Raw genomic sequence first — 25,694 nt, 5'->3', positions numbered from 1 at the left:
GGAATAGATAGTGTGAGCCTAGCGTAATGCGCGTTGCCCTGGTGGTGAAATTGGTAGACACAAGGGATTTAAAATCCCTCGACTTTCGAGTCGTGCCGGTTCAAGTCCGGCCCGGGGCACCATCTATCGAAAGACAGTAAAGGCGCGTTGGCAGAGTGGCCATGCAGCGGATTGCAAATCCGTGGACCTCGGTTCGACTCCGGGACGCGCCTCCATTACTATCAATCTCTGTTATTAATCGTAACCAGCATTGAGCTGGTTTTTTTGTTTTAGCCTTTCTCTTAATCTAATTGGCAAGGCGGTTGCCGGTGTATCCGTTGATTTATTTCACTTATGTGAATAAATTCGCCCTCTATTCAACCTAGCTTCACTTTCACTGCTAGAATCTTTCGTAAGCAGCAACGTTGCTTTTTCTATCCGAAGGTCACCTTTACCATTACTTTGCTATCGTATCAATGATGGCGGTTAATGGTGAGCATTCAGAATTACGGCATTGATAGGCGATGTGATTGGGGTGAACGAACGTCACCAACGCTCTTGCAGCTTCAAGTAGCAAGGGGATAATCAAAAAAGGCCAACAATCGCTGGCCTTGTATTAATTATGCATGTATTAACGATATAAGGTTTGTTCAGTTCTTAACCCTTGGATCAAACTGAAACACATTAAGAGTAGCACAAAGCTGAATGGCAACGCTGTAGCGACTACTCCAGATTGCAGGGCCTGTAGTGCCTCTGGGCCGCCAACCCAAAGCATGACCGCAGCAATCGCCCCACCAATAATAGCCCAAAAAATACGTTGTAGAACGGGCGCATCGACTTTACCACCAGCGGTAATACTATCAATAACAAGTGATCCTGAGTCGGCTGAGGTAATAAAGAAAATTAAAATCAATCCAATAGAAATGAGAGAAATAACGCTGCCAAACGGTAATTGTTCATAAACATGGAACAATGTTAATGAAATATCCGTCAGTCCATTGGCTCCTAGTTCACCGATGTGATTGGCAACTTGATCGAGCGCAACACCGCCAAAAACAGACATCCAAATTAAAATTAATAACGTAGGAATAAAGACCACCGCAAGGATAAACTCACGAACCGTTCGCCCTCTTGACACTCGTGCGATAAACATGCCGACAAAAGGTGACCATGAAATCCACCATGCCCAATAGAATACAGTCCAACCATGCATCCAGATTTCATCTTCCCGCCCATGAGGATTACTTAGCGGAAGAATATTTTCAACATACGCCATGAAGGTATCAGGGATCGACTGTAAAGTGATAGTAAAGCTGACGATGATCATAAAAATCAACAGTGCAAAAGCAAACAGCATATTAATATTACTAAGCACTTTGACACCACCATTGATCCCTCGAAATACGGAGATGATGGCAATAAGCGTAACAAAAATGATAACGGTAAATTGCATACCGATGCCGCCATTCGTTCCAAAGATATAGTTAATGCCACTTGTGGCTTGCTGAGCGCCTAAACCTAATGAAGTCGCCAGCCCGAATAAGGTTGCTAATACAGCCATAATATCAATAACATGGCCTAGCCATCCCCAAGCGCGATCACCAAAAATGGGATAGAACACTGAACGAATGGATAAAGGGAGACCTTTATTGAAGGTAAAAAATCCGAGCGATAAAGCGACGATGGCATAAATGGACCAGCCATGAATTCCCCAGTGGAATAGGGTCGCGCCCATGGCTAATGATTTCGCTTCAGGAGTATTGGCTGCGACATTAAAAGGAGTTCCCCACCAATTGGTATAGTAAGCGGTCGGTTCAGCCACACTCCAGAATAGTAAGCCGATGCCCATTCCTGCGGCAAAAAGCATCGAGAGCCATGAGGGACGAGAGTGATCCGGGGTGGCATCTTTTCCACCTAGGCGAATTTTACCCAGTGGAGAGATCATCAAGATTAAAGCAAAGCATAAAAAGAAGTTCGTTATCCACATAAAGAAAACATCAAATTCTTGAATAATGCTGTTCTTTAGGGTGTCGAGCACCTCTTTCGCTGTCGTTGGGCCAACCCAGATAATTGAAATTAAAAAGAAAATGATTAATCCGGCACTGATGCCAAAAACAGGGTTATGAACATCAAACCCCCATTTCTGAACGTTATCTTGTCCCACTCGGTAGTCGGTGGTTTCTATACTGTATTTTTTTAATGCGTCTTCCATCGTATGACTCGATCAGTATCGCATTCGTCACTTTTCTACAGTTAGAGAAGTGATGAATGCGTTAAAAGTGAATTAAATAATTAGAGTGCAAATTATTTTTACGGGCTAATCATACCGCTTTTTTAATTTTTGTCATACTCGGTAAGTGTTTTACTTTTTTTGTTTGTTTTTTCTTATAATTAAAGGTATGTGTACGAAAGGTTTTTGCTTGGTTTTTTGCTTAAGTGGTAACACGATTTCGCTCAATGAGGTGCGACTATGAGTAAGAGAATTCAGCAAAGGATAGTGGGTCAGAACTAGAGTGTGTTAAAGTATCTTTCTCTTTACTCATTGGGTGATTGAATCCGAAGGCATGAGTTAATTTCAATTGAATAGAAGATACTGATGGAAAAGATCGCCATATTGGTCGATGTACAAAACGTTTATTACACCTGCCGCGAACGTTACGGGCGGCACTTTAACTACAATCAATTTTGGTCAATGGCGACAGCAACGCGACAGGTAGTAAAAGCCAATGCCTATGCGATTGCTACGCACGATACTCGTCAACGACAGTTTCACCATATTCTGCGCGGAATTGGTTTTGAAGTGGTATTAAAACCGTTTATTCAACGTGGAGATGGCAGTACTAAAGGTGATTGGGATGTTGGCATTGCGCTGGATGCTTATGAGCTAGCTTCACAAGTGGATACCTTGATTTTAGTCTCAGGTGATGGTGATTTTGAGTTGTTGGTTGAACGAATTCAACGTCGCTTTGGCACTCGGGTGATCGTGTATGGTGTGCCGGGGTTAACCGCTAAAAACTTAATCGAGGTGGCAGATGAGTATCAAGCAATCGAGCTGCCTCTATTGCTCTAGCGTTTGCCATTCGTTGGTGTTGGCGGTGGGGGAACGCATTTTGGCGGTTTTATGACCGCTCTAAATCGGTAAGGGAAGTTTCTTGGCCTTCTATTTCATCGGATGGTGATAGTGCGGTTTGTTCTCGCTCAGCCTTAGCAATATAACGAGGCTTGCCACTTTTATGTAGCTTGGCATTTTGCTTCTTCTGCTTAGATTTTAAAATTTGATTAATTCGTTTTTTACGGTTCATGTGAGTGACTAGCCGCTTAAGTCGTGGATGGTGAGCTTACGAGTTTTTATCGTTCAACTCAATCTATTCGTAAGGATGGATGAAAAATACTTAGCGACAAGGGATTAACCGACGATAAAATAGTCGCAGTATGGTCAATACAGCTTGTCGTCAGCAGAGCGATTGAAAGTGAATAACAAAAAAGGGTAACCTCAGTTACCCTTTTTAAGTGTTACTCTCCGGCCACCCATTGGCGTTTGGTTTTTAGGCTGGCAGCGAGCATGTACAAGCAGGTTGCTAGCAAGGTGACAAATAGATAACCCAGTAAGCTTTGGTTGGTTTGAAGAAACCAATCAGCCAGAACTGGGCCAGCGACGGATCCAATGCTATAGCTAAATAGCATCACTTGAGTCGCAGACACAATATAGTGAGCATCGAGCTTGTCACAGCCTAGGTTAATCGCAATCGGATAGAGTGCAAAAGTCGCCATGCCAAGCATAAACAAGCTAACGGCCAGTGTGCCCATTTGGTTATCCAATAATGGCAGTACCGCTGACGTTGCACCTAACAAGCAAAACAGTGCCATAAGCAGAGTTCGTCCTAGGTGTTTTGATAACCAAGGAACCAGAGGTTGTACCGCCATTGCGCCAAGGATGACTAAAGCCATTAAGCGACCAACCTCTGTGTGACTGATCCCACGTTCGGCTAGCTCGACGGGCATCAAGCCATAAATCGCTCCCAACACTAAACCAGAAACTAAGCAACCTATCACTGCGGCGTGACTGAGTTTGGTTATTTGTTTCCATGACAGGCTTTGCCCGGCTTCTGTTGAGGGTTGATCTGACTTACCATAAATCAATACCACGGTTGCGAGTATCAAGAGTGAACAAATTGCGATAAAAGGCATTGAGCCCGCGACACCGAGAAAACCAATGCCCAATTGTCCAATGGCCGTTCCGCCATAAAGTGATGCCATATAAATACCGAGTCTTTTTGCTCGGCCTGACTCGTTACCATGTAGTAGCCAAGATTCCACCACCACAAATACGCCCGCCACAGCAATTCCCGCAATAAAGCGTGCAGTTAGCCAAACTAGGCTGTGGTGATTGATTGGCAAAATCACAATAGAAGCGAGCAAAAGAAGCAAGCAGCCAATAAAAGCATTGCGGTGACCAAAGCGATTCACCAGCGGTTCCATAAATAGCGCCCCCAGCAATAGACCCGCATAGAAAACACTGGCTAACCAACTGGCGAGCGAGGATTCTAACCCATAGTGGGAAAGCATGAGCGGAATGACGCTCATCAAATATCCGGAGGCGACCGCATAAAGAGTTAACGCAATAACCGGTACAGAAATACGATGAACGGAAGTTGGATGCATGTTCATAGTTTTCGCCTCACAGGATGTGGATGGTGGAAGAGATTCGCGGCGAATATGAGACTTTAAGCTAGAAAGGTAAAATGAAAAATAATGCTCTTGACGATAAAATAAATCTATCAATCATTCCTTGTGAATAAACAACGATAAAGTTGGACTAATTGCAGGGGATAGACCAACTTTACCGCTCGTTTTATTGAATGAATTATTGTTCAGTAGTTTGATTTATCCATTGATTAAATTGTCCTTTTGCTAGTGCACCATTGATCATATTTATTTTTTGGCCATGTTTAAACACCATAATGGTTGGAATGCTGCGAATTTGATATCTTTTCGCCAATTCGGGCTGTGCTTCGGTATCGATTTTAATAAACCGGAGGCGGCCTTGTTGCTTTTTGGCTTCTTCTGCAAAAATGGGGGCAAATCCAACACAAGGGTGGCACCAAGGGGCCCAAAAATCGACGACGACGGGTTGAGCACTTTTTAGAAGCGTATCGAAATTGGCTAAGGTTCCTTCAATCGGGGCACCATCTAATAATGGGGTTTGGCATTTGCCACATCGAGGGCTTTCGGAAACGCGATCTGATGGGATTCTATTTAGCCCATGGCAGGCAGAGCAACGAGTGGTGAATGTTGACATAACTTCCTCTTTATCATCATTGTGAGTGACTCAGACTTAACTTGAGCGGTTAAATCGGCGTATACTGAGAACTTTATGCACGATTTTAACAAAAAATCGCTATTTTCTGTATCAAGGGCGGGGTATGAATGGCGTAGATTACGACATCAGTTGACTCCCCCTGAAAAATGACAACAACAAAGCAGGACGATAATGACTCAATATTATGCTGAAATTACTGGTTGGGGTAAATGTTTACCTCCCGCCTCGCTCTCTAATGAAGATTTAAGTACGTTTCTTGACACCAGTGACGAGTGGATCCGGACTCGAACGGGGATTGAAGCGCGCCGTATCAGTCATGTGGATACCTCTGATTTAGCAACCGTTGCGGCCCAACACGCCATCGCTTGTGCTGGTATTAATGCTCAAGATATCGATTTAATTATTGTTGCGACCTGTTCTCCAGATTCATTAATTCCTAATATTGCGTCCAAAATTCAACAAAACTTGATGATTGATAACGCTGCTGCTTTTGATTTGAATGCCGCTTGCACTGGGTTTATTTACGGGCTTGAAACGGCGACTCGTTTGATGCAAGCCAGTTACTATCGCCATGCATTGGTGATTGGTGCCGAGCACCTCTCTTTTTACATTGATTGGACTAAGCGAGATACCGCCGTTTTATTTGGTGATGGTGCTGGTGCGGTGGTATTGAGTAAAACGGAGCAACCGTTAGGGCTACAACACACTCAAATTGGCTGCGATGCTCAAGGGCGAGATATTCTTGCGGTACCTAAGTTTGGCAGTTCGATGGATCGCTTCGCTGCTGATAATGGTTATTGGGCATTTGATTTTGTTGGTAAAGAGATCTTTAAGCGGGCGGTTAAAGGTATGGGGGCAGCAGTACAGCAAGTCTTAGCTCGTAGTGGGCTGGCTCAGCAAGATATTGATGTGATGGTTCCACATCAAGCTAATATCCGTATTATTCACACCTTGTGTGATCTAGCAGGCATTGATCAAAGCAAAGCATTTGTGAATATTCAACACTATGGCAATACCTCAGCAGCGACCGTTCCTATTGCGTTATGTGAAGCACTCGAACAAGGACGAGTGGCGGCTGGCGATGATCTGCTAGTTGCCGCCTTTGGCGCTGGACTCACTTGGGGAGCAGGCCATATAAAATGGGGTGAACGTGTAACCCCACTGGCCAAGAGTGATGCACAATTACCTCCTTGTGAACAAACAGCGTTAGCTTTATTGCAACAAGCCATTGAACATTGTCAAAAACGGCCCCTATCACATCAATAGAATAAATGATTGTAAGGAGCCGAGATGGCTTCTTTCTACGGCGTTATCGACTTATCATATAGAGCCACTACTTATGTAGAGCCACTATATTTCAAAGCCTCAGCCGTGTAGAAAGAAGCCTCAAACAGCGACAAAAACCAGCTCGAAAAGTCGGCTTGCTTGAAATAGGCTAATGGGTTAAGCAAGCGCCATGGCAAGCAAGCTAATGGGATGTAGGCACTCTTGTTGGGTGTTTTCCTCTATTTGCCATTTACATGTTTCACAATCTGTGACTGCAAAATCTGCCTCGGAATGATTAATGGCGCTAAATAAATGGTTGCCAATTTTCATCGATACGTCGTAGTTTTCTTCTTTAAACCCATACGTACCGGCTAATCCACAACATTCACTCTCTAACACGATCAACTCCAGCCCAGGGATCATACGCAGCAACTCGATAGTAAACATTACATTACCGCTTCGTTCTAAATGACAAGGGGTGTGATAGACCACTTTTAAATGAAGCGGTTTCATTGCTGGAGCATTCCCACTCATAAATTCTTTGAGTAAAAAGCGAGTGACATATTCAATCTCATTGACCACTTTACTGTTATCCACTCCGAGTACATGAGGATATTCTTGCTGAAGGGTGAAAGAACAAGTCGATGATGTAGAGATGATTTTGGTTTGGTAATCTTCAACTGCGGATTCAATATGTTTGATATTGAGCAAAGCATTTTTTCGAGCTTTGTCGTGAAAGCCGTTGGCGATTAAAGGTACACCACAACATTTTTCATTTTCGAGTAAGCGCACCCCAATATTCATAGCATTGAGAACGCGTACTAAATCTTTGCCTAATTGGGGGTGGTTATAATTCACATAACAGCCGTGGAAGTAAGTTACTTGCCGTTGATACAGTGGTTGACGGGTACAGTTTTGTTTAAACCAGCGACGAAAAGTACCCTGTGAATATTTAGGGAGTGCTTTATGATCATGTACGCCAATGGTTTTGTGCATGATCTTTTTTACCACGGGTAAAGCTGTTGCGAAATTGACCACAGGAGCAAACGGTGTGGCAAGAGAGCCAAATAAATCGGTGTGACTCAATACATAGTCCCGGACAAGTTTGGGATTTAGCGGTTTTTTACCATATTTACCGCGAGCGACAGCAATCAAATCACCGATCTTGACTCCAGAAGGACACGCCGTTTCACAGCGTTTGCAGTTGGTACAATATTTTAAGGCTTCATCATAGTATTCAGGGCTTTTAATACGTAAACGTTCACCATCTGGGCCACATTGTTTGGGGCCCGGATAATCGGGGTTAGCTTTTGCTACAGGGCAATAAACGGTACACACGGTGCACTTAATACATTGATCAAAACTGGTGTTTTGAGGAGCTGCTTGAGAGAAGGGGGTGTTCATACTCGCGCCTCCAGAGTCGAATAAATAGTAGAATCAATTTGTAGCGCTTGTTTAATGGCATAGTAAGCTGTTGCAATCGCTACTCCGCCACCGCTACCTTCAAATACCGGATCGTAGCCAGATAGCATCGAACCACAGCAATATAGATTTTTGATCGCGATGTCTTGTTGATAAGGATTCAGCTGTGCATTGGTTTGTACGCCAAAGGTCATAAATGGATGAGCCTTAGGTGCAAAAAAGTTCCTATTTCGCCATAACGTCCGCTGTTGAGGATAGCTGACCTTCAGCCCAAAGATTGGTTCAGAGATCTGATCTTGCGTGGCTGCCAATCCTTGGCTGAAATAACTTCCTGTCGCCATGATAAAGTATGGTGCTTGTACTGGGATATCTCGTAGATTTTGGGTATAAATTTCGTTTAACTGACCGTTAGTAAATGTGCCGCGAACGACTTTATCTCCTTTCAACTGAGTGCCTCCCAGTTGAATAAAGATACGGTTAAGCGTTTCTTCAATCCGAATACCAAGCAGAGAGGGCGGCATCGTGGGTACTTCATGAAAATGTAATTGTGTTGCCTCACGTAGCTTATTCATCAAGATTAGCCCATCACCGTTGCCCATAATGGCTGGTAGGATCACCAAATCATCAGGTGTTGCGAGCGCAGTTAATGCGTGACACAGGTGATCCCATGCACTTTGTTGTTTGAGAAAACGCGCTATATCAATCGACCGAAGCTCATTTGGATTACGCCGATACGCATCAAAGCCGGGTAAGGTAATGGTTTTATGTTCAATGTGTGTATTGGCAAAATCAACGTGTTGGCGAAGATTATCCTGCAACATTTGTGGATGGAAATCTCGGTAACCGTCGATAGCGATAACCACAATACGTTTAAAAGGGAGGGCATCATGGTGTTGATAAACGAACGGCTGGGAAAGCCAAGTGGCTTTCAATGTACCTAACGGAGTGATGCGTTGATGATTCGCTCCTTGTGGGTGATGGAGCATTGGGAGCCCAGCATCCGTAATGGTACGTTTGAACCAGTCCAGCCCCTCCATTAATAATGGTTGTCCTACAAGGTGGTAAGGATGTTGGTCATTTTGCTGTTTCAGTTGGTTGAGTGCCTCAAAAGGATGAGTCACAGGGCTACCATCCGGGAGTTTGGCGAGTACATCAATTGAGCCGGAAGAAAAATGTAACGCACTTTGCCCTTGGTTGATCAATAAGGTTTTCTTTCCTGCTTGTAAGCTACGAATTGCCGCCGTATATCCTGCAATTCCGCCGCCGATCACCACAATATCATAGTGCATCATTGGTTATTCTCCTTATGATTATTGGCTTGATTCAGCTCTCCTGCGCCGAGTAGCCCATCATAAATCCAGTAACTAAATTCGGCTTCTCGTAGAGCATCTCCCCAAAAAATGGGTTTAATTCCTTTCCAGCGCTCTTCAAGAAATTCGGTAAGTAATTGGCTAGACTGCTGACCTGTACAGTGGCCATATTCTGAAAAGAGGGTCGCAGCTCGGTAGCTGCACAACTCTCCCTGACAAGGCCCCATTCCAAGACGAGTTCGACGGCGTAAGTCGACCAAGTTATTCACATCGAGCTGGGTAATCGCGTATTCAATCTCTCCGGCAGTGACCATTTCACATTCGCAAATAATGGCTTGGTTTTTCATCTCATCGGTTAAGAAGGCTTTTGCTCTTTCCCCATGACGATAAATGGCCGACTCATAAACGGGTTTGGCGATACTGGCGGTTTTTTTGACCTCTTTTGGGGTTTCATTTGAACCAGGAAGTGGCTGTAGATGCGTCGTACAAGGTTGCTGATTCCCCAGTTTTTTTGCGATGAGATCAGTTGCCCATTCAGCCATTAATCGGTAGGTCATTAATTTGCCGCCGGTAATGGTCGTTAACCCATTCAAACCATCTCGTTCTTGATGATCTAACAGTACAATTCCTCGGCTGATATTGCGTCCACTTCCATCATCATCGACTGAAACTAAAGGTCGTACGCCAGCATAAGCACGTAAAACGCGTGTATTTGCCATAATTGGAGCTAACTTTGCTCCTTCTTTGAGTAATACATCCACTTCGTGATCGGTGACGTGTAAGTGATCGATTTGGTCATAATCGATGTGTTCTGAGGTGGTGCCAATTAACGAAATGGTATCCCCAGGGACTAAAATATCGGCATCCGACGGTTTTCGGCAGCGATTGATCACAAGGTTGTTAATTCGATAATCCAGAATCAGCAAAGAGCCTTTTGCTGGAAACATTTTGATATTCAGATCGGCGTATTCGCAGATATTTTGTCCCCAGATTCCCGCCGCATTAATGACTTGTTTTGCATAAATATCAAACGATTGATGAGTGCTTAGTTGTAGGCAGTGGACACCTAAGATAGTGTCACCTTGGCGGATAAGGCCAGTGACGATGGTGCGATTAATGATTTGTGCTCCCCGCTCTTTGGCATCCAAGACATTGGATGCACAGAGACGAAAAGGATCGATCGTTCCATCGGGAACTTTAATAGCACCGACCAAAGCAGGGTTGACATTTGGCTCTAATGCCAATGCTTGCTTGGGTGTTAAGCGGGAAGTTTCGATTCCAGCCTGAGTACAGGCATCGATAAAACGTGCTTGAAAAGCTAAGTCATCTTCCGGCAAGGTAATAAATAAGCCGTCGGTTGCTTCTACACAGTGTTTGGCAATTTTTTTGAGAATCTGATTTTCTTGGATACACTCTTTAGCTGATTCAGGATCTGTGACTGCATAACGAGCGCCTGAGTGGAGCAAGCCGTGATTTCGGCCTGTCGTACCAGAAGCAATATCGTCTTTTTCCAAAAGAATGCACGGGATACCTCGTAATGCGCAATCGCGCATAATTCCCGTACCCGTTGCGCCACCTCCGATGATGACTACGTCAGTTTCCATTCGTTGCTTTGCCGTCATGACCGTTACCCTATTTTTATCCGTTATGCTGATCGTTATTCGTTGTACTAATAGTTATTGTGTCATTTTTATAACTTTGTGTTCGTAACCTTGCTCACAAAAGCTCGAACGAAACAAACAACCAAAGGGAAAGTTCATTTTTAGCGTGTGATGGTGAAATGTAGCAACACTTTAGAATGGCGATAGTAGTCTGTGTAACCTTTTGATTACATTTGAAGTGGTAAAAGTCTTGTCTAGCAAAATGTTGCTGACGCTTGACAATGGGATTGATTTAAAAAGGTGTAACACTAAAAGATGATTTCTATGCGGTTGTGTTTTTACTTTATTTAGCGTTGTTTTTTATGAGTGATTCATGCAATGGGTTGATCAAAAAATTGCGTTGTTTAACAAAAAACGAGTTTAACATTAACATTTATGTGCTCGAACGCTCATTAGTAATCTTTGTTTATTTGCGAGTTGATGGTTCTGTGGCAGATTGTGCTGCACACAAACAACGTGTAAACCACTCAAGCTGTAAATAAACACAAGGATGCTTACTATGGCGCGAACAAAACAACATACTCTATTAGGAGAGTGTATCGCAGAATTTATCGGTACGGGTTTGCTCATTTTTTTTGGGGTCGGCTGCGTTGCGGCATTAGTTTTAACCAATGCTCAGTTTGGCCAATGGGAAATCAGTATCATTTGGGGGCTCGGAGTCGCGATTGCTATTTATTGCACCGCAGGCGTTTCCGGGGCTCATATTAACCCTGCCGTGACGGTAGCCCTGGCCGCATTTCACGGCTTTGATAAAGCGAAAGTAATCCCTTACATCATTGCACAAACACTCGGCGCTTTTTGTGCAGCGGCGTTAGTCTACAGTCTATACAGTAACCTTTTTGTTGATTACGAAATCGCTCATAATTTCACCCGCAATAGCCAAGAAGCACTTGCTACTGCGGGGGTTTTTTCTACCTATTCGCATGCGTCTCTTTCTTTTTCTGGTGCCATGGCGGTAGAGTTTGTCATTACCGCGGTGTTGATGTTTGGCATCTTGGCTCTAGGAGATGAAAACAATGGTGCGCACCGTAACGCATTAAATCCACTTCTGATCGGTGTGTTAATCGCGATTATCGGTGGGTCGCTTGGCCCATTGACAGGTTTTGCGATGAATCCAGCGCGAGATTTTGGGCCTAAGCTATTTGCTTATTTTGCTGGCTGGGATTATGCCTTGAGCGGTGCTAAAGATATTCCTTACTTTATTGTCCCGATTGTCGCACCGATCGCTGGTGCCTGTTTTGGTGGTTGGGCGTATCCGAAATTTATTGCGGTTTATCTTCCGAAAGTGGGGACAGGATGTACGATTCCTAATCAGTGTGATAAAGCAGAAGAAAGCGAGCAAGCACACGTATAAATGCCACACATTATGCTATTTAGTCGATTTATTCGAACGTGAAATAATAAGGAACACACCATGACTGAGCAAAAATATGTCGTTGCCCTTGATCAAGGCACCACCAGTTCTCGAGCCGTTGTACTGGATCATGATGCCAATATTGTCAGCGTTTCTCAGCGTGAATTTACTCAAATTTATCCTCAAGCGGGATGGGTTGAACACGATCCAATGGAAATTTACGCAACTCAAACGTCAACCTTGGTTGAAGTGTTGGGTAAATCTGGTATTCGTAGCGATGAAGTTGCGGCAATCGGGATTACTAACCAACGTGAAACAACGATTGTTTGGAATAAAGAAACAGGAAAGCCGGTTTACAACGCCATCGTGTGGCAATGCCGTCGTACGGCCGAAATTTGCGAAACATTGAAGATGCGTGAAGGGCTAGAAGCCTATATTCGAGAAAATACTGGACTATTGCTTGACCCTTATTTCTCAGGCACCAAAATCAAATGGATTCTGGATAATGTGCCAGGGGCACGCGAAGATGCCGAAGCGGGTAAGTTATTGTTTGGAACCGTGGATACTTGGTTGGTCTGGAAGATGACTCAAGGCCGAGTTCATGTGACGGATTATACCAATGCATCTCGAACCATGTTATTTAACATCAATAAATTACACTGGGATGAGAAAATATTAAAAGAATTTGATATTCCGCTTAATATGATGCCAGAAGTGAGATCTTCTTCTGAAATTTATGGCCAAACTAACATTGGAGGCAAGGGAGGAACACGGATCCCTATTGCGGGTATTGCCGGTGATCAACAAGCGGCTTTATACGGTCAAATGTGTGTGCAAGCGGGGCAGGCGAAAAATACTTATGGTACAGGTTGTTTCTTGTTAATGAATACTGGGCAAGAAAAAGTGATCTCTAAAAATGGCTTGCTCACCACATTAGCCTGTGGCCCGAAAGGCGAACCAGCTTATGCATTAGAAGGTGCGGTCTTTATGGGGGGAGCCTCTATCCAGTGGCTGCGTGATGAATTGAAATTGATCTCCGATGCTCATGATTCAGAATATTTTTCAACAAAAGTCGACACGTCGAATGGCGTGTACGTTGTTCCTGCCTTTACTGGGCTTGGTGCGCCTTACTGGGATGCGTACGCGCGCGGTACCATTGTTGGATTAACACGTGGCGTGAATGCTAACCATATTATCCGTGCGACATTAGAAAGCATTGCTTACCAAACGCGTGATGTGTTGGATGCGATGCAGGCGGATTCTGGTATTAAATTGGCGGCGCTGCGTGTCGACGGAGGGGCGGTAGCCAATAACTTTTTAATGCAGTTCCAATCCGATGTGCTTGATACGGAAGTTCATCGTCCTAAAGTTACAGAGGTGACCGCATTGGGAGCCGCTTACTTAGCGGGGATTGCCGTTGGTTTCTGGGATGGGTTAGAAGAGCTGCAGAATAAAGCAGAAATTGATCGTTCATTTATGCCACATCAAGATGAAGAGAAGCGTCAACGTCGCTATCGCGGTTGGAAACGTGCCGTGAAATGCGCTCAGTCTTGGGCTGAATTACATTACGAAGACGAGTAATAATGGCTCATGATGACTAAGCCCGGCAGAGCGTCGGGCTATCGTTTTTTTATTTGAAGATAGCAGTGCTATTGGCTGTATTGGTTTGCTCCACTTGCATCGTTTTTATGGTGCATCGGGTTCACTGAATCTTTACCACCGACTCTGCTATCTTGCTTGGGGTATTTAGGCGGCGCTTTGTACGCCTTCAGCCTTTTTTGCTTGTTGCATCTTCACTAAAAAGTAGACATTAACACAAGCGATAAAGGCATTGGTTGCCACGACAGGCCAAGCATCAATCATTAATCCGTAAACAACGAATAAAGCACAACCGATAAAGTTTAATATTCTTAGTTTAACGATGTCTTTCATCGTTAAGGAGATAGCGACCATAATTGAGGCAGCGTAGCCCATGATTTCAATCACATCCATTATTTATCCTCTTGCTGTTGGCCCAAACCGGGTCAGTAGTGGCACGCTGTTTTTCATGATGAAAATGGACAAAGCCTTACCGAAAGGGCGAAATTAATTTTTCTAATCGAAACTATAACAATGGTTAATCTGAGGTAAAACCGTTAAAAAGAGCTTCGGAGAAGGTTAGCGATTACGCAAACGATTAACGCTAATAATAGTTTTGTTATTACGTTATCTGTTGAACTATTCAGAGAAGTTGTCTCGAAAAAGAAAGTCCGCTTATTGCGGACTTATATCGACAAAGAAGTACTCAGAGGTGAGTTTATTTTTTACCGCCTTGAGTCATGAGCTTATCTTGCTCAGTGAGTTCACGAATTCGGCGGCTAAGTTCACGACGCTCTTTAGAAATTTCAGCACTTTTAATGATGTGGTCATCGACACGATCTTCGTAGTCTGATTTCATTTTTTTGACAATTTCGATGATCTCTTCTTGAGTCATGTCTGGTTTAATGTAGTCGACTAAATTTTCTAGTAGATCTACACGTTTACGGTTATCACGAACTTTCTTTTCGTTATCGAGCAATTCACGTTTCAGTTTGTTTTTACGACGAGCTAAGCTCACAATTTCAAATACGCTGTTCATAGATCCCTTTTCCTATCATAAATACCACTACCAGAGATTAAAGCACATCGTTAAGACGCATAACAGACCTAAGATCAAACCTCATGACATATTGCTGAATAAATCACCAGAATGTGTGGTTTTTGAGGGCCTTAGATATAGTGCTAGTGTACATCAATCAGAAGGCGCTATATCATGTATTTTATGAAACATGAAACAACTAATTTAATTATGTCATGCTCACAAATTGTTGTTCCAAGCTCAAAAGCGAAGTCTTGCCTGACTGAGCAACAACAGAAATTTTGCCAAGCCTATCTAGATGAACGGCAAAACATTGCCCTACACGAAATAGAATTAAACCGCGCTAGTATTGTCATGCTCGATCAATATGGCCGGTTAATTGGTCTAGCCTGCATTCTAGAGCATTAAGCATTAGTGAGTACTGATGCCTGAGCAAGATGAAAAGTCGTGACCCCAAAAGTTAATTTTAGGGCCGTGACGCTCTTAGATAATAAGGAAACAGAAATGCAGAATGAACTTTCCCACTTAGAAGCTAGAGTTATTGGCTGTTTGATTGAAAAAGCCATTACCACTCCGGATCACTACCCGCTAACGCTTAATAGTTTAACGACAGCTTGTAATCAGAAAAGTAACCGTGATCCTGTTCTCTCATTGTCAGAAGCAGAGGTGCAAGATACGGTTGAAGCGCTCATTGCACGTCGTTTAGTTAGTGATGAAAGTAGTTTTAATAGCCGCACTCGTAAATACCAGCACCGCTTTTGTAATACAGAATTTGGTGATTTAAAACTAGATGAACAAGAACTTGCATTAGTGTGCTGTTTATTACTGCGAGGGCCTCAAACCCCTGGTGAATTGAGAACTCGCACCAATCGTTTATGCAGCTTTAGTGATGTTAAGCAAACCGAAGCCACCTTAGATCAGTTAGTTGAACGAGATCTCGTGGTGAAATTGCCGCGTGAGCCTGGCAAACGAGAGTCTCGATACCATCACTTGTTTTGTGGTGAGGTTGATCTGGCCAGTTTTTCAGCAAGCTCTGTGGCTGAACCCGCCTCTTCTCAAGTTGAAACATTAGCATTAGAAGTGGCTGCTTTGCGTGAAGAAGTCGCAGAGCTACGGGCACTGATTGAACGCCAGCACTAAAAGGTGGTGAATTCGTTGACGGCTGCTGGCCCGTGTTGGTGGGTGTATTTGATTCGGACTTCCGGAAATGCCTTATATTGTGGCATTAGTACGGACACTGAGCGCCGTTTGAAGCAACATCAGCAAGGACAAGGCGCTAAAGCATTAAGAGGCAAGGGGCCACTGACTTTAGTGTGGCAGTATGAGGTTGGCTCCAATAAGAGCCAAGCGTTGCAGTTGGAATATCAGATTAAGCGTTTGAATAAAAAGGACAAAGAGAGCCTAGTTGCCGGAACTTGCTCTCTGGATCAATTAACTTATACTCCTTCTACTTGAAATTGCAGCGGTGTTGGCTTCGTTCGTTTACCTATACATGCCGTTCACCCTAATCGCATCGTCTGTCTATGTTCATGGGGATTATGAGAGCCATTCGTGGCTCTCACCAAAGGCCAGTCTACGGCTGTTCAAATTTATTCCAGACAAATGTGTCACTCACTGGCCGTCTACCTGCAATTCCAAGTTGTTTGGGGTACGCTAAAGCAAATTGACTTTCGGATCAGTAAGGTGATGAGAGTAACTCTCATCGGTTTATCACCTTAATTGATTTATCATAACCTAAAATTGAAAGCGGACTCCCATGCTGATCTGTGGCCCCCACAATCCAGCATTGCGCGCTTCTGCTGAAATCGTCATCTGTTGAGTTGAATGGAAGCGTAGCCCGCCGATAAACACGGATCTGTCTTCATTTCGACCAATACGCAGGTGGCCTTCAATTTGGTTGGTGAGCCAAACTCGAGTGCCGATGTTGAGTTCCATCATCAGATCATTTTTATTGCCTTCATCGTTACTGCTACGGACACTATGGACTAGCATTTGACCATAGATATCAGCAAATGGATTGATCGGGCCATTAAAGCCAATACCGCCAGCGGCATCCCAATCACCTTCAAAGCGAGAATCAATCCGAGCAATAACGTGCGAGTTTTCTGTAAAATAGGTGTTGAATTCTGCCCCCATCGATTCAGGATTTAAGGCGGTTCTTACTTCAAAGAAATTGTAGTCAAAATTATTCGCTGAAGCGGTGGTGGGAAGAAGCGTCGATAAAAGTAAAACACCAGCTAAAGAGGTTATTTTGAGCATATTAGATTCATCCTAAAACGAGGAAAGCGTAAAGATACAACAATGTTATGCCAATTTCAGGCCATTTCTGTAAATTATTCCATTTTATCACAGAGATTAGGGTTAAAATAGGCACGACTGGTGGTTGTGTTCTGTTTATAACAACGCCAATACATATTAATTGCACGATACGAGTAAACAATGAAAAAACGAATTTACATGCTCATCGCCTTGCTTCTTAGCCCGATGGTTTGGGCACAAGAAACCGTCCATATTTATGCTGCGTCCTCAATGACCAATGCGGTTAATGATCTTATTCGTCTTTATCAATCGCACCATGATACTAAAGTTGTTGCGGTATTTGGGGGGTCTTCATCTTTGGCTCGACAAATTGAACATGGCGCGCCAGCTGACGTGTTTCTCTCCGCAAATGATGACTGGATGACGTACCTTATAGGAAAAAATAAGGTGCAGGAAGCGCAGGTGGCGTTATTAGCCAGTAATCAAGTGGTCTTGATCCAGCCGGCTAATTTAAATTTAACGGCGTTTGATGTGGCAGACTCTCAGCAATGGACACAACGTTTAACTGGGGAACGTTTGGCTGTTGGTAATACAGATGCCGTTCCGATTGGTATTTATTCTAAACAGGTACTTACAACCCTAGGTGTTTGGGATACCGTGCGCTCACGGTTGGCGCAAACAAATAATGTTCGTTTGGCGTTAGCTTTAGTTGAACGGGGAGAAGCTCCGCTAGGCATGGTATATAAAACCGACGCGTTGACGAGTAACAAGGTTGCGATTGTGCTAGAGTTTGACAGCGCTTTACATTCTCCAATCCACTATCCGGTGGCTCAATTGAATAATAAACCAAGCAGTGCTTCATTCATGACCTTTTTAACTTCTTCTGATGCAAAAGGCATCTTAACCTCTTATGGTTTTAATACGGATATAGCGCATGAACAATTTGCTCAGTGACTATGAGTGGATGGCCTTACAACTGAGCTTAAAAGTGGCAGGTTATACCGTATTATGGTTACTGCCGATTGGTGTATTCCTTGCGTGGGTACTGGCTCGCAAAACCTTTATCGGTAAGTCTTTGCTAGATAGTGTGATTCACCTTCCATTGGTCTTGCCACCGATTGTGGTTGGCTATCTGTTGTTAATTTCAATGGGGAGCCAAGGTTTTATCGGCCAATGGTTTGCGGCTTGGTTGGGTTTGTCGTTTAGTTTTAGTTGGCGGGGTGCAGTTTTAGCTTGTGTGGTTATCGCGTTACCTTTGATGGTTCGAGCCATTCGTTTAAGTATCGAAAACGTAGATCCTAAGCTAGAACAAGCCGCTCGAACTTTAGGTGCTTCGCAAGCGAAAGTGTTTGTTACCATTACGCTTCCCTTGATATTACCGGGGATTATTACCGGTACCATGCTTTCATTTGCGCGTAGTTTAGGTGAGTTTGGTGCAACCATTAGTTTTGTCTCTAATATTCCGGGTGAAACACAAACTTTACCTTTAGCGATGTACAACTTTTTAGAAACGCCAGGGGCAGAGATGGAAGCGGCTCGTCTATGTCTGATTTCTATCATCATTGCGTTGCTATCATTATTTGTATCTGAATGGGTAAACCGACGTATGCAACGTCGTTTAGGAGTACATAGCGCATGAATTCGTTGCATATTCAAGTGAATAAACAGCTTGGGTCGATGGCACTGAGTGTCGATTTACATTTACCCGCAACCGGCATAACCGCTATTTTTGGTCGTTCTGGCTCTGGAAAAACTTCATTAATTAATTTAATTAGTGGGTTAACCACTCCCGATGATGGAAAAATTGAGCTTCCTCATCGGGTCTTGTTTCATGCTCAGCAAAAAATAAATGTGCCAGTTGAAAAAAGAAAAATTGGTTATGTATTTCAAGATGCGCGATTATTTCCTCACTACCGCGTTCGTGGCAACTTACTCTATGGTGTCACTGACAACGACCCTGCCTATTTCCACCAAGTCGTACAACTTTTAGCATTACAACCATTATTAGAACGTTATCCCCATGCTTTATCTGGTGGCGAGAAACAACGTGTTTCTATTGGGCGAGCCTTACTAAGTAAACCGGATTTGTTATTGATGGATGAGCCGTTGGCTTCGCTTGATATTCCTCGCAAGCGTGAAGTGATGCCTTTTCTGGAACAATTGACACTATCGGTTAATATTCCTGTTTTATACGTTACCCATAGTATGAATGAGGTTTTACGCCTTGCTGATTATTTAGTGGTTTTAGACAACGGACAAGAATTAATTTCAGGGCCGGTTGAACCGGTTTGGTCGTCTGCTGTGATGCGGCCTTGGCAAGCCTTTAGTGAACAAAGTACCTTACTCTCAGGTTATATTGCTCAGCACCAAACAGAATATGGTTTGAGTTGTATTATGCTGGCCGATGACGTGGGGATCTGGGTACAACAGGTTGACGGTGAGCTTAATGCCGCCATTCGATTAAAAATACGAGCCACGGATGTGTCCGTCACATTACAAAAGCCGCAGAAAACCTCTATTCGCAATATATTACCTGCGAAGGTAAGGGCTATTGAGCACCTCCAACAGGGAGAAAATAGAAAAAGTGTGGCGTTGCAATTGGCGTTAGCGGAAAACTGTTTTTTATGGTCAACGATTACGGAGTGGGCATTAGACGATCTACAACTTAGCGTAGGATCATCGGTTTATGCTCAGATCAAGGGGGTGAGCGTCGCTCAGCGAGATATTACTTTGAGCCATTGTTAACCGATTCCATATAGTATAAATGTGACTTTTTACCAGCAGTAAGAAGAATCGTTGGATTTATATACGAATATCTAGCAGGCTACCGATCATGGCCTGCTCTCGCTGAATGACACTGGTTCCGACACGATGGTATTGCTGAGCCTGATTGAGGTTAACCATGGCTTGGGTATTATCAACCGGAGCTGGTGCTTTTTTTTCGATTGGTTGATCATCAACCTGATTAAAAGAGAGTGGGCTTGGCTTAGCGTTTTCTGCTTGGTTTTTTTGAATATCCAGTGCGGCTTCTTCAGCCATCTTGGACGATTGCTGAATGATGGGATATCCAGAAGAAATGGCTGAAATAGACATCGTTTTTCTCCGCACTGTTTAATTAATCTTATGTCTATCTTCCTTGATGTGCAAGGTTAACCACAGCAAAGAACGTCAAAAGTGCTTTAGTGTCATAACGTGGATGCTTCGAGAGGATTGAGAGGCATCCATGTACATCAGTTGACTCGAACCGCAAACTTACTGGCTAATGAATGCAGCTCTGGTAGCATTCGGTAAATAAGATGCAACTGCTGCAGCACCATGCGTGCCGAGCTATCATCTTCTTCTCGCCATTCAGCCAATCTTGTCTCAAGATTCATTTCGTCAATATTACGAGTGTCACATTCGTCACAATGATTGAATAATTGCTGGTACAGTATGTCTAAGTGTTGGTGGATCACGCGATGAGAATCCAGTACTAATTGATGGATCTGTTCATCATCGATCCTTGTCCGGTGGGCACCCAAAGCGGAGACATAACTTAATAGCGCGTGATTGAGCGTTAAAAATCGAAAGCTTTCATCAGTTGCTGCTCGGTATTTCCCTGGTTCCGCTAACATATTACTCACCGCTGCAGACAAGGCGGCATCTTGATTATGTGCATTGCGCCGAGCGATTCGATAACTTAGATTATCCTTTTTGCCGATGCGGTACTGGCCAATGATTTGTGCCAAATAGTGTTTGTTGGCATCAATTGCCTCCGCCATGACTTTATGTAGTCGCTTAGATTGCCAGTCAGGTAAAATAAAAATCACCGCTAATACGGCTAAAATACAACCAATTAAGGTATCAGCAAGGCGAGGGAGTACAACGGCGTAACCCTCTCCTAATTGGTTAAAGCAAAAGAGAACCAATAGCGTGATAAACCCAGTCGCGTAGCCGTAGTTATTAAGGCGAAAAGCAAAAAACATCACCCCAGAGATGACAATAAAGACCAGTTGACTCTCTTGTGATGGGAATAACGTCAGTAAAAGAACCCCGATCAATAGACCGGCTAACGTACCGATGATCCGTGATACCAGTTTTTGCCGTGTTGCGGCATAGTTTGGCTGACAAACGAACAACGTGGTCAATAAAATCCAATATCCCCGTTCTAACCCTAACCCTTGTAAGATGGCATAGCCGGTGGTGAGCGCGATAGACATTCGAATCGCATGCCGAAAGAGCAGAGAATCCGAGTTGAAATTAGCGGTGAGCCGTTGCCACATCGATTTGAGAGAATGGGCTTCGGTATCGTGGAGCACATCATCTTCAGATTTATGCACATCTGGGTTACTGACATTATTAAGCTGTTTTTCTACCGTTGCTAAATTATTGAAAAGATAACCTAATTGAGTTAATAAGCTTTTCCATTCAGGACGTTGTTGCTCTTGTAAATGGGTAAGTGATAGAAACACTTCATCCAGCGCGAGGATAGAATGATCACGATGTTGATAAGGCTGTCCTAAACGAATCGAAAGTGCGATATCACGACAGGCCTGTGCTTGAGTATGCAGCAAATATTTAAAACGAAACAGCACATCGGTCCGGCCAAAATGCTCGGCTAACTCTTGATATCGATAATGGCTTGAACTGGCCCGTTCATGAATATCTTGGGCTAAGAAATAGAGGCTTAAGAAACGGTCACTGGCACTATCAACATGGCCTCGCTTGGAACGAGTTAATAAGGTCGCCTTACATTGATTAAGCGCATTGACGGTTGCGGCATTTAAATTAGCTTCTGCAATTCGATAGGGCTGTGGCACTAAGTTAGACACGGGATAAAAAAGCTGTGATTTAGCATCGAGATAATTGGCTAATTGAAGAAAAACCGTGGCTAAATTTTGTTGTACAGGCTGCATCGGCCAAAAGGCATGCCACACCATCGATAAGAGATAATACCAAGCGCTGCCACTAAGCAGTAACAAGGGTTGAAACCAAATATTGGTACTTTGATGAGCACCTAACATGGTATAGATGGCGATCAACAGGGAGCCAAAAGCAATACTCGCATAGCGTGCTCCCATAGCCCCGAGCATGATAAAACCAAAGGTTGAAATGAACAGCCCAATCGCAAACAGTAATGGGGTATTAAATAAAATCTCAATCGAAAAAGCAGCGATCGCAAAGCAGATAAAAGTTAATAGAATAGATTTTAAGCGCCCTGAGAAACGGTCATCTCGTTCAGCGAGCGCGGCGGCAATCACCCCTAAAATCAGTGGTGTAATCCAAGTATTCAGGTTGTAATGCCATGCAGGAATGACGACACCTAATAAAGTGATAAGGATCAGTAGGCAATAATTAATGGTTTTATTTGCCCAATAAAGCCGGATTCGGTGGAGTCTTTTCACGGGAATCATCAATACAAGAAATAAAACGCTTAGTGTAGCAGAATTTAATGCTAAGGGTCTGATCAAAAATAAGAAAATCGCTTAATATAACTTCATTATTGACATTAATTTTTCATTGCAATGATGGTTTAGGTTATGATATTTAACTGATGAAATTACAGGGCCGTCAATATGCAGCTAGGTGCAAGCAAAACTGCACAGTTTTTTATTGCTAATGAATACCATCAAATTAGCCTAGAAAACGAACGTCTGGTATTAACCTCATTACAGAGTGAAGAACGTATTCCTTTTACGGTATGGAATGGACAAGTCAAAGTTCGTCGAGGTTTGTTATGGGCAGAACTGCAATTTTTTGCTCATCCAGAACAAGCAATTCAACGATCATGGTTGGTTCAAGGGTTACCTTGGCCTCAGGCGCGTCAGTTTGCTCATCAGCTTGTTACGGCTTATCAGGCTTGGTTTAATCGCCAATGTGTTGCGTTATCGAGCCACTTACCCGTCTGGCAACAGAGGTTACATGAACGAGTCGATTCAGCGACTTTTTTATCCCACTCTCACATTGAACAATGGGTCAATCAAGTCTTTGCCGACCTTTCTGACATGGGAATGAGTTTAGCGGAAGCTTGCCATCATTTGCCCGAAGCAATGGCTCCGTTAACCCCTTGGCTATTAGAAACCAACCAAGTGCTACTTGCTCGTAATCAACAGTGGTTAGAAGCTGAACGACACCGTTGGCACGTATTATTTGACCAATTAGAGTCTTCCCCATTGAATACTTCTCAGCAACAAGCGGTGTTGCTGAATGATGATCATAACTTAGTGTTAGCAGGCGCGGGGTCTGGTAAAACAAGTGTTCTGACGGCTCGGACGGCTTATTTACTACAGAGTCAGCTTGCTCAAGCCGAAGAGATGCTGCTGATCGCTTTTGGTAAAGATGCAGCGAATGAGATGGCACAGCGGGTAAAAAATACATTAGGATCAGTAGCTGATCATCTACGCGTGAATACTTTTCATCAGTTGGGATTATTTATTATCAACCAAGTTGAAACGCATGAGGTGACGATTTCTCCACTGGCTCTAAATGAGAAACTAAAAAAAGCATGGTGTGTCGATTGGCTGAAGCGTCACTGGATGACACCGACTCATTTTAAACGGTGGCAAAAACATTTAGCCCAATGGCCCATCGCTTATCTTGCTGGTGACGATGAGCTAGGAAGCCATGTTGAAGACCCTAAATTGATCGCTTGGTTAGAGAGGCAGCTTGATCTCCTTGCACAGTTAGCTCTTAGCAAAAAAGCCATTCAACAGCAATTGGTTGATCACCCTGACTATGCTCGTCTAAATAGTGAGTTAGCATTATGTTGGCCCTGTTTTCAAGCGTGGCAACAGACACTAAAAGACAGCAACCAAATCGATTTTAATATCATGATCAGCCGAGCTGCTGAATATGTGCGTAAAGGTAAATTTTCTGTACCTTGGAAATATATCATGGTGGATGAATATCAAGATATTTCGCCGCAACGGCTCGAGTTGATCCAAGCTTTGTGTGAACAAGAACCAATTCGCCCGAACTTATTTGCTGTGGGCGATGATTGGCAATCTATTTATCAATTTGCAGGATCCGATGTTAATTTAACGACGGAATTTTCGGCCCGTTTTCCACATTCAACGATTCATCATCTAGACACAACCTATCGGTTTAATGATCAGATCGGTGCTGTGGCCAATCGATTTGTGCAAAAAAATCCCCACCAATTACCGAAAACGCTCAATAGTTTTAAAAAACAAAAACAACCAGCGGTGTATCTTAGCGAGAGTGCTCAGGTTGAGAAAGTATTGGATCAGCTCAATCGAAAAACCAAAACACCCAAACGTGTTTTATTACTCGGTCGTAACCATTATCATCGACCAGAGCACTTATCAGATTGGCAGCAGCGCTATTTATCGCTGCAATTGGAGTTTATGACTTGTCATGCCAGTAAAGGAAAAGAAGCGGATTATGTCATTATACTGGCAGTGAATGAAGGTCAATTCCCTGCACGAGTGAAAAGCCTTCATCTCGATAGCGCGCTTAACCAGCCAGAAAAGGCCTTCCCTTATGCAGAGGAACGACGCTTATTTTATGTTGCAATGACCAGAGCAAAAGAAAAAGTTTGGGTAACCTACAGTGGTAATGGTTCTTGCTTTGTTCAAGAGTTATTAGCCGATGATGACTATCCGGTGATCAAATATAAGTAACCTTATGATGTATAAAGGAAGGAACCGATGAGCAAAGCGTTAATTTTAGTTGATGTGCAAAATGATTTTTCGCCCGATGGTGCATTACCTGTTCCTGATGGTGGCGCGATTGTGCCTGTGATTAATCTTTTGATGCCCCATTTTGACCATGTGATTGCCACCAAAGATTGGCACCCAGAAGGGCACGCCAGTTTTGCCTCAACGCAGGGAAAACAACCGGGAGAGCAGATGATACTGGCTGGCATTGAGCAGATCCTTTGGCCGGATCATTGCGTGCAAGAAACTCACGGGGCTGAGTTTATAGCTGGGCTCAATCTCGATGCGATTGAACGGGTGATATATAAAGGGACTCACCCTGAGATCGATAGCTATAGTGGTTTTTTTGATAACCAGCGTTATCAAGCGACAGGTCTGGCGGATTACCTACATAAAATAGCAGTAACAGAGCTTTATATTGTCGGGCTAGCAACCGATTATTGTGTTAAGTATACGGTTTTGGATGCGATTTCATTAGGCTTTAAAACATGGGTGATCCAAGATGCTTGCCGAGGGGTTAATCTCCATGACGGTGATGTTCAAGCGGCTTGGAGCACCATGCAAGCGGCCGGTTGTCAGTTGACGGTATCATCCTCTTTTTTACAAAAAGTGTATTAGACAACCACAAAAAGAAGCGTTTTTTTGAAAAATGAAACGCTTCTTTTCCTACTTAAATTGGTATGAGCGGATAGAGCTTTATTGTCAACTTAACTTGTTTTTGGACAAAAACGTGTTAGTGGCTTTGCTAATTTAGTAACTCATAAATTAGTGTAAGTATCGAAAAGTCGGTGCCGAAGTGAATTAGACAGATTCTTTTGCTATTTAGAACCTCCCCAGTGGTTGAATGT

The 25,694-nt window shown here is 43.5% G+C and carries 24 protein-coding genes and 2 tRNA genes; 14 read left to right on the top strand and 12 right to left on the bottom strand.

Annotation, left to right across the window (positions count from 1 at the left end):
• Positions 1-35 precede the first annotated feature (35 nt).
• Together CAG57_RS14380 and CAG57_RS14375 are read left to right on the top strand one after the other, a co-directional pair.
• Positions 36-122: transfer RNA gene (locus CAG57_RS14380), tRNA-Leu, on the top strand.
• A gap of 19 nt (positions 123-141) precedes the next feature.
• Positions 142-215, top strand: a tRNA-Cys gene (locus CAG57_RS14375).
• A gap of 395 nt (positions 216-610) precedes the next feature.
• On the opposite strand, the gene CAG57_RS14370 is transcribed toward CAG57_RS14375, so the two are convergent.
• A complete protein-coding gene (locus CAG57_RS14370; protein ID WP_161433836.1) occupies positions 611-2,191 on the bottom strand; it encodes a BCCT family transporter in 1,581 nt (526 codons plus the stop codon).
• Between the two features lie 384 nt (positions 2,192-2,575).
• Between CAG57_RS14370 and CAG57_RS14365 the strand changes: the two genes are divergently transcribed.
• Complete coding sequence (locus tag CAG57_RS14365) at positions 2,576-3,049, top strand: LabA-like NYN domain-containing protein (RefSeq protein WP_099610111.1); 474 nt, start codon at positions 2,576-2,578, stop codon at positions 3,047-3,049.
• Positions 3,050-3,098: 49 nt separating this feature from the next.
• Here CAG57_RS14365 and CAG57_RS14360 read toward each other — a convergent pair whose 3' ends face one another.
• The 3 genes from CAG57_RS14360 to trxC all read right to left on the bottom strand — a co-directional run bounded on the left by CAG57_RS14360 (position 3,099) and on the right by trxC (position 5,278).
• Entirely contained in the window at positions 3,099-3,281 is a 183-nt protein-coding gene (locus CAG57_RS14360) for a DUF2986 domain-containing protein (protein ID WP_099610112.1), read from the bottom strand.
• 211 nt (positions 3,282-3,492) lie between these two features.
• Positions 3,493-4,647, bottom strand: coding sequence for an MFS transporter (locus tag CAG57_RS14355; RefSeq protein ID WP_099610113.1), 1,155 nt, complete (start codon positions 4,645-4,647; stop codon positions 3,493-3,495).
• Positions 4,648-4,843: 196 nt separating this feature from the next.
• Positions 4,844-5,278, bottom strand: a complete 435-nt coding sequence (gene trxC / locus CAG57_RS14350; RefSeq protein WP_099610114.1) for a thioredoxin TrxC — start codon at positions 5,276-5,278, stop codon at positions 4,844-4,846.
• 192 nt (positions 5,279-5,470) lie between these two features.
• Between trxC and CAG57_RS14345 the strand changes: the two genes are divergently transcribed.
• Positions 5,471-6,565, top strand: coding sequence for a ketoacyl-ACP synthase III (locus tag CAG57_RS14345; protein WP_099610115.1), 1,095 nt, complete (start codon positions 5,471-5,473; stop codon positions 6,563-6,565).
• Positions 6,566-6,742: 177 nt separating this feature from the next.
• Here the strand turns inward: CAG57_RS14345 and glpC are convergent, their stop codons facing one another.
• From glpC to glpA, 3 genes are read right to left on the bottom strand one after another with little or no spacing between them, the layout of a single operon-like run.
• Positions 6,743-7,969 carry an anaerobic glycerol-3-phosphate dehydrogenase subunit GlpC gene (gene glpC, locus CAG57_RS14340; RefSeq protein ID WP_099610116.1) on the bottom strand — a complete coding sequence of 409 codons (1,227 nt, stop codon included), beginning with the start codon at positions 7,967-7,969 and terminating at the stop codon, positions 6,743-6,745.
• The gene (gene glpB / locus CAG57_RS14335; RefSeq protein ID WP_161427640.1) at positions 7,966-9,279 is read right to left on the bottom strand and encodes a glycerol-3-phosphate dehydrogenase subunit GlpB; all 1,314 of its coding nucleotides are present in this window, start codon (positions 9,277-9,279) and stop codon (positions 7,966-7,968) included. Before glpB ends, glpC begins: the two co-directional genes overlap by 4 nt.
• A complete protein-coding gene (glpA, locus tag CAG57_RS14330) occupies positions 9,276-10,919 on the bottom strand; it encodes an anaerobic glycerol-3-phosphate dehydrogenase subunit A (RefSeq protein ID WP_099610118.1) in 1,644 nt (547 codons plus the stop codon). The genes glpB and glpA overlap by 4 nt, the downstream gene beginning before the upstream one ends.
• A 538-nt stretch (positions 10,920-11,457) precedes the next feature.
• On the opposite strand from glpA, the gene CAG57_RS14325 reads away from it, so the two are divergent.
• Positions 11,458-12,312: an MIP/aquaporin family protein gene (locus tag CAG57_RS14325; RefSeq protein WP_099610120.1), complete on the top strand. Its 855-nt coding sequence runs from the start codon at positions 11,458-11,460 to the stop codon at positions 12,310-12,312.
• A gap of 60 nt (positions 12,313-12,372) precedes the next feature.
• Entirely contained in the window at positions 12,373-13,893 is a 1,521-nt protein-coding gene (glpK, locus tag CAG57_RS14320) for a glycerol kinase GlpK (RefSeq protein WP_161427641.1), read from the top strand.
• Between the two features lie 165 nt (positions 13,894-14,058).
• Here the strand turns inward: glpK and CAG57_RS14315 are convergent, their stop codons facing one another.
• Together CAG57_RS14315 and CAG57_RS14310 are read right to left on the bottom strand one after the other, a co-directional pair.
• Positions 14,059-14,304 carry a YgjV family protein gene (locus CAG57_RS14315; protein ID WP_099610121.1) on the bottom strand — a complete coding sequence of 82 codons (246 nt, stop codon included), beginning with the start codon at positions 14,302-14,304 and terminating at the stop codon, positions 14,059-14,061.
• Positions 14,305-14,608: 304 nt separating this feature from the next.
• A complete protein-coding gene (locus tag CAG57_RS14310; protein WP_161427099.1) occupies positions 14,609-14,929 on the bottom strand; it encodes a DUF496 family protein in 321 nt (106 codons plus the stop codon).
• 174 nt (positions 14,930-15,103) lie between these two features.
• Between CAG57_RS14310 and CAG57_RS14305 the strand changes: the two genes are divergently transcribed.
• The 3 genes from CAG57_RS14305 to CAG57_RS14295 all read left to right on the top strand — a co-directional run bounded on the left by CAG57_RS14305 (position 15,104) and on the right by CAG57_RS14295 (position 16,384).
• A complete protein-coding gene (locus tag CAG57_RS14305) occupies positions 15,104-15,337 on the top strand; it encodes a hypothetical protein (protein ID WP_161427100.1) in 234 nt (77 codons plus the stop codon).
• 96 nt (positions 15,338-15,433) lie between these two features.
• Positions 15,434-16,069 (top strand): YceH family protein, encoded by a 636-nt coding sequence (locus tag CAG57_RS14300; protein WP_161427101.1) that lies wholly within the window; start codon positions 15,434-15,436, stop codon positions 16,067-16,069.
• Positions 16,070-16,075: 6 nt separating this feature from the next.
• Positions 16,076-16,384, top strand: coding sequence for a GIY-YIG nuclease family protein (locus tag CAG57_RS14295; RefSeq protein ID WP_337247056.1), 309 nt, complete (start codon positions 16,076-16,078; stop codon positions 16,382-16,384).
• A 279-nt stretch (positions 16,385-16,663) separates the two neighbouring features.
• On the opposite strand, the gene CAG57_RS14290 is transcribed toward CAG57_RS14295, so the two are convergent.
• A complete protein-coding gene (locus tag CAG57_RS14290; RefSeq protein ID WP_161427102.1) occupies positions 16,664-17,188 on the bottom strand; it encodes a hypothetical protein in 525 nt (174 codons plus the stop codon).
• A gap of 180 nt (positions 17,189-17,368) precedes the next feature.
• On the opposite strand from CAG57_RS14290, the gene modA reads away from it, so the two are divergent.
• Genes modA through modC form a run of 3 tightly spaced genes read left to right on the top strand, consistent with a single transcriptional unit; the run spans position 17,369 to position 19,933 of the window.
• Positions 17,369-18,142 carry a molybdate ABC transporter substrate-binding protein gene (gene modA / locus CAG57_RS14285; RefSeq protein ID WP_099610125.1) on the top strand — a complete coding sequence of 258 codons (774 nt, stop codon included), beginning with the start codon at positions 17,369-17,371 and terminating at the stop codon, positions 18,140-18,142.
• Positions 18,123-18,827 (top strand): molybdate ABC transporter permease subunit, encoded by a 705-nt coding sequence (gene modB, locus CAG57_RS14280; protein WP_202597800.1) that lies wholly within the window; start codon positions 18,123-18,125, stop codon positions 18,825-18,827. Before modA ends, modB begins: the two co-directional genes overlap by 20 nt.
• Positions 18,824-19,933, top strand: a complete 1,110-nt coding sequence (gene modC / locus CAG57_RS14275; protein ID WP_161433834.1) for a molybdenum ABC transporter ATP-binding protein ModC — start codon at positions 18,824-18,826, stop codon at positions 19,931-19,933. The genes modB and modC overlap by 4 nt, the downstream gene beginning before the upstream one ends.
• Before the next feature lie 57 nt (positions 19,934-19,990).
• Here modC and CAG57_RS14270 read toward each other — a convergent pair whose 3' ends face one another.
• Positions 19,991-20,281: a hypothetical protein gene (locus CAG57_RS14270; protein ID WP_099610127.1), complete on the bottom strand. Its 291-nt coding sequence runs from the start codon at positions 20,279-20,281 to the stop codon at positions 19,991-19,993.
• A gap of 137 nt (positions 20,282-20,418) precedes the next feature.
• On the bottom strand, positions 20,419-22,581 hold the full coding sequence (gene yccS, locus CAG57_RS14265; RefSeq protein WP_202597844.1) for a YccS family putative transporter: 2,163 nt from the start codon (positions 22,579-22,581) through the stop codon (positions 20,419-20,421).
• Between the two features lie 162 nt (positions 22,582-22,743).
• Here yccS and helD point away from each other — a divergent pair, with 162 nt between their 5' ends.
• Together helD and pncA are read left to right on the top strand one after the other, a co-directional pair.
• Positions 22,744-24,810 carry a DNA helicase IV gene (helD, locus tag CAG57_RS14260; RefSeq protein WP_161426919.1) on the top strand — a complete coding sequence of 689 codons (2,067 nt, stop codon included), beginning with the start codon at positions 22,744-22,746 and terminating at the stop codon, positions 24,808-24,810.
• A 27-nt stretch (positions 24,811-24,837) separates the two neighbouring features.
• On the top strand, positions 24,838-25,464 hold the full coding sequence (gene pncA, locus CAG57_RS14255) for a bifunctional nicotinamidase/pyrazinamidase (RefSeq protein ID WP_161426918.1): 627 nt from the start codon (positions 24,838-24,840) through the stop codon (positions 25,462-25,464).
• Positions 25,465-25,694: the final 230 nt, after the last annotated feature.

This window comes from Vibrio sp. V30_P3S12P165 (assembly GCF_009904905.1).
Classification (GTDB): domain Bacteria; phylum Pseudomonadota; class Gammaproteobacteria; order Enterobacterales; family Vibrionaceae; genus Vibrio; species Vibrio fujianensis.
Note: the sequence above shows the minus strand (reverse complement) of the source record. Positions and strands in the feature narration are given on the sequence as shown.

Bases quoted from the DNA above. Each gene is read 5' to 3' on its own strand.
- CAG57_RS14370 (WP_161433836.1), bottom strand. From the start codon at position 2,191: ATGGAAGACGCATTAAAAAAATACAGTATAGAAACCACCGACTACCGA.
- CAG57_RS14365 (WP_099610111.1), top strand. From the start codon at position 2,576: ATGGAAAAGATCGCCATATTGGTCGATGTACAAAACGTTTATTACACC.
- CAG57_RS14360 (WP_099610112.1), bottom strand. From the start codon at position 3,281: ATGAACCGTAAAAAACGAATTAATCAAATTTTAAAATCTAAGCAGAAG.
- CAG57_RS14355 (WP_099610113.1), bottom strand. From the start codon at position 4,647: ATGAACATGCATCCAACTTCCGTTCATCGTATTTCTGTACCGGTTATT.
- trxC (WP_099610114.1), bottom strand. From the start codon at position 5,278: ATGTCAACATTCACCACTCGTTGCTCTGCCTGCCATGGGCTAAATAGA.
- CAG57_RS14345 (WP_099610115.1), top strand. From the start codon at position 5,471: ATGACTCAATATTATGCTGAAATTACTGGTTGGGGTAAATGTTTACCT.
- glpC (WP_099610116.1), bottom strand. From the start codon at position 7,969: ATGAACACCCCCTTCTCTCAAGCAGCTCCTCAAAACACCAGTTTTGAT.
- glpB (WP_161427640.1), bottom strand. From the start codon at position 9,279: ATGATGCACTATGATATTGTGGTGATCGGCGGCGGAATTGCAGGATAT.
- glpA (WP_099610118.1), bottom strand. From the start codon at position 10,919: ATGACGGCAAAGCAACGAATGGAAACTGACGTAGTCATCATCGGAGGT.
- CAG57_RS14325 (WP_099610120.1), top strand. From the start codon at position 11,458: ATGGCGCGAACAAAACAACATACTCTATTAGGAGAGTGTATCGCAGAA.
- glpK (WP_161427641.1), top strand. From the start codon at position 12,373: ATGACTGAGCAAAAATATGTCGTTGCCCTTGATCAAGGCACCACCAGT.
- CAG57_RS14315 (WP_099610121.1), bottom strand. From the start codon at position 14,304: ATGGATGTGATTGAAATCATGGGCTACGCTGCCTCAATTATGGTCGCT.
- CAG57_RS14310 (WP_161427099.1), bottom strand. From the start codon at position 14,929: ATGAACAGCGTATTTGAAATTGTGAGCTTAGCTCGTCGTAAAAACAAA.
- CAG57_RS14305 (WP_161427100.1), top strand. From the start codon at position 15,104: ATGTATTTTATGAAACATGAAACAACTAATTTAATTATGTCATGCTCA.
- CAG57_RS14300 (WP_161427101.1), top strand. From the start codon at position 15,434: ATGCAGAATGAACTTTCCCACTTAGAAGCTAGAGTTATTGGCTGTTTG.
- CAG57_RS14290 (WP_161427102.1), bottom strand. From the start codon at position 17,188: ATGCTCAAAATAACCTCTTTAGCTGGTGTTTTACTTTTATCGACGCTT.
- modA (WP_099610125.1), top strand. From the start codon at position 17,369: ATGAAAAAACGAATTTACATGCTCATCGCCTTGCTTCTTAGCCCGATG.
- modB (WP_202597800.1), top strand. From the start codon at position 18,123: ATGAACAATTTGCTCAGTGACTATGAGTGGATGGCCTTACAACTGAGC.
- modC (WP_161433834.1), top strand. From the start codon at position 18,824: ATGAATTCGTTGCATATTCAAGTGAATAAACAGCTTGGGTCGATGGCA.
- CAG57_RS14270 (WP_099610127.1), bottom strand. From the start codon at position 20,281: ATGTCTATTTCAGCCATTTCTTCTGGATATCCCATCATTCAGCAATCG.
- yccS (WP_202597844.1), bottom strand. From the start codon at position 22,581: ATGATTCCCGTGAAAAGACTCCACCGAATCCGGCTTTATTGGGCAAAT.
- helD (WP_161426919.1), top strand. From the start codon at position 22,744: ATGCAGCTAGGTGCAAGCAAAACTGCACAGTTTTTTATTGCTAATGAA.
- pncA (WP_161426918.1), top strand. From the start codon at position 24,838: ATGAGCAAAGCGTTAATTTTAGTTGATGTGCAAAATGATTTTTCGCCC.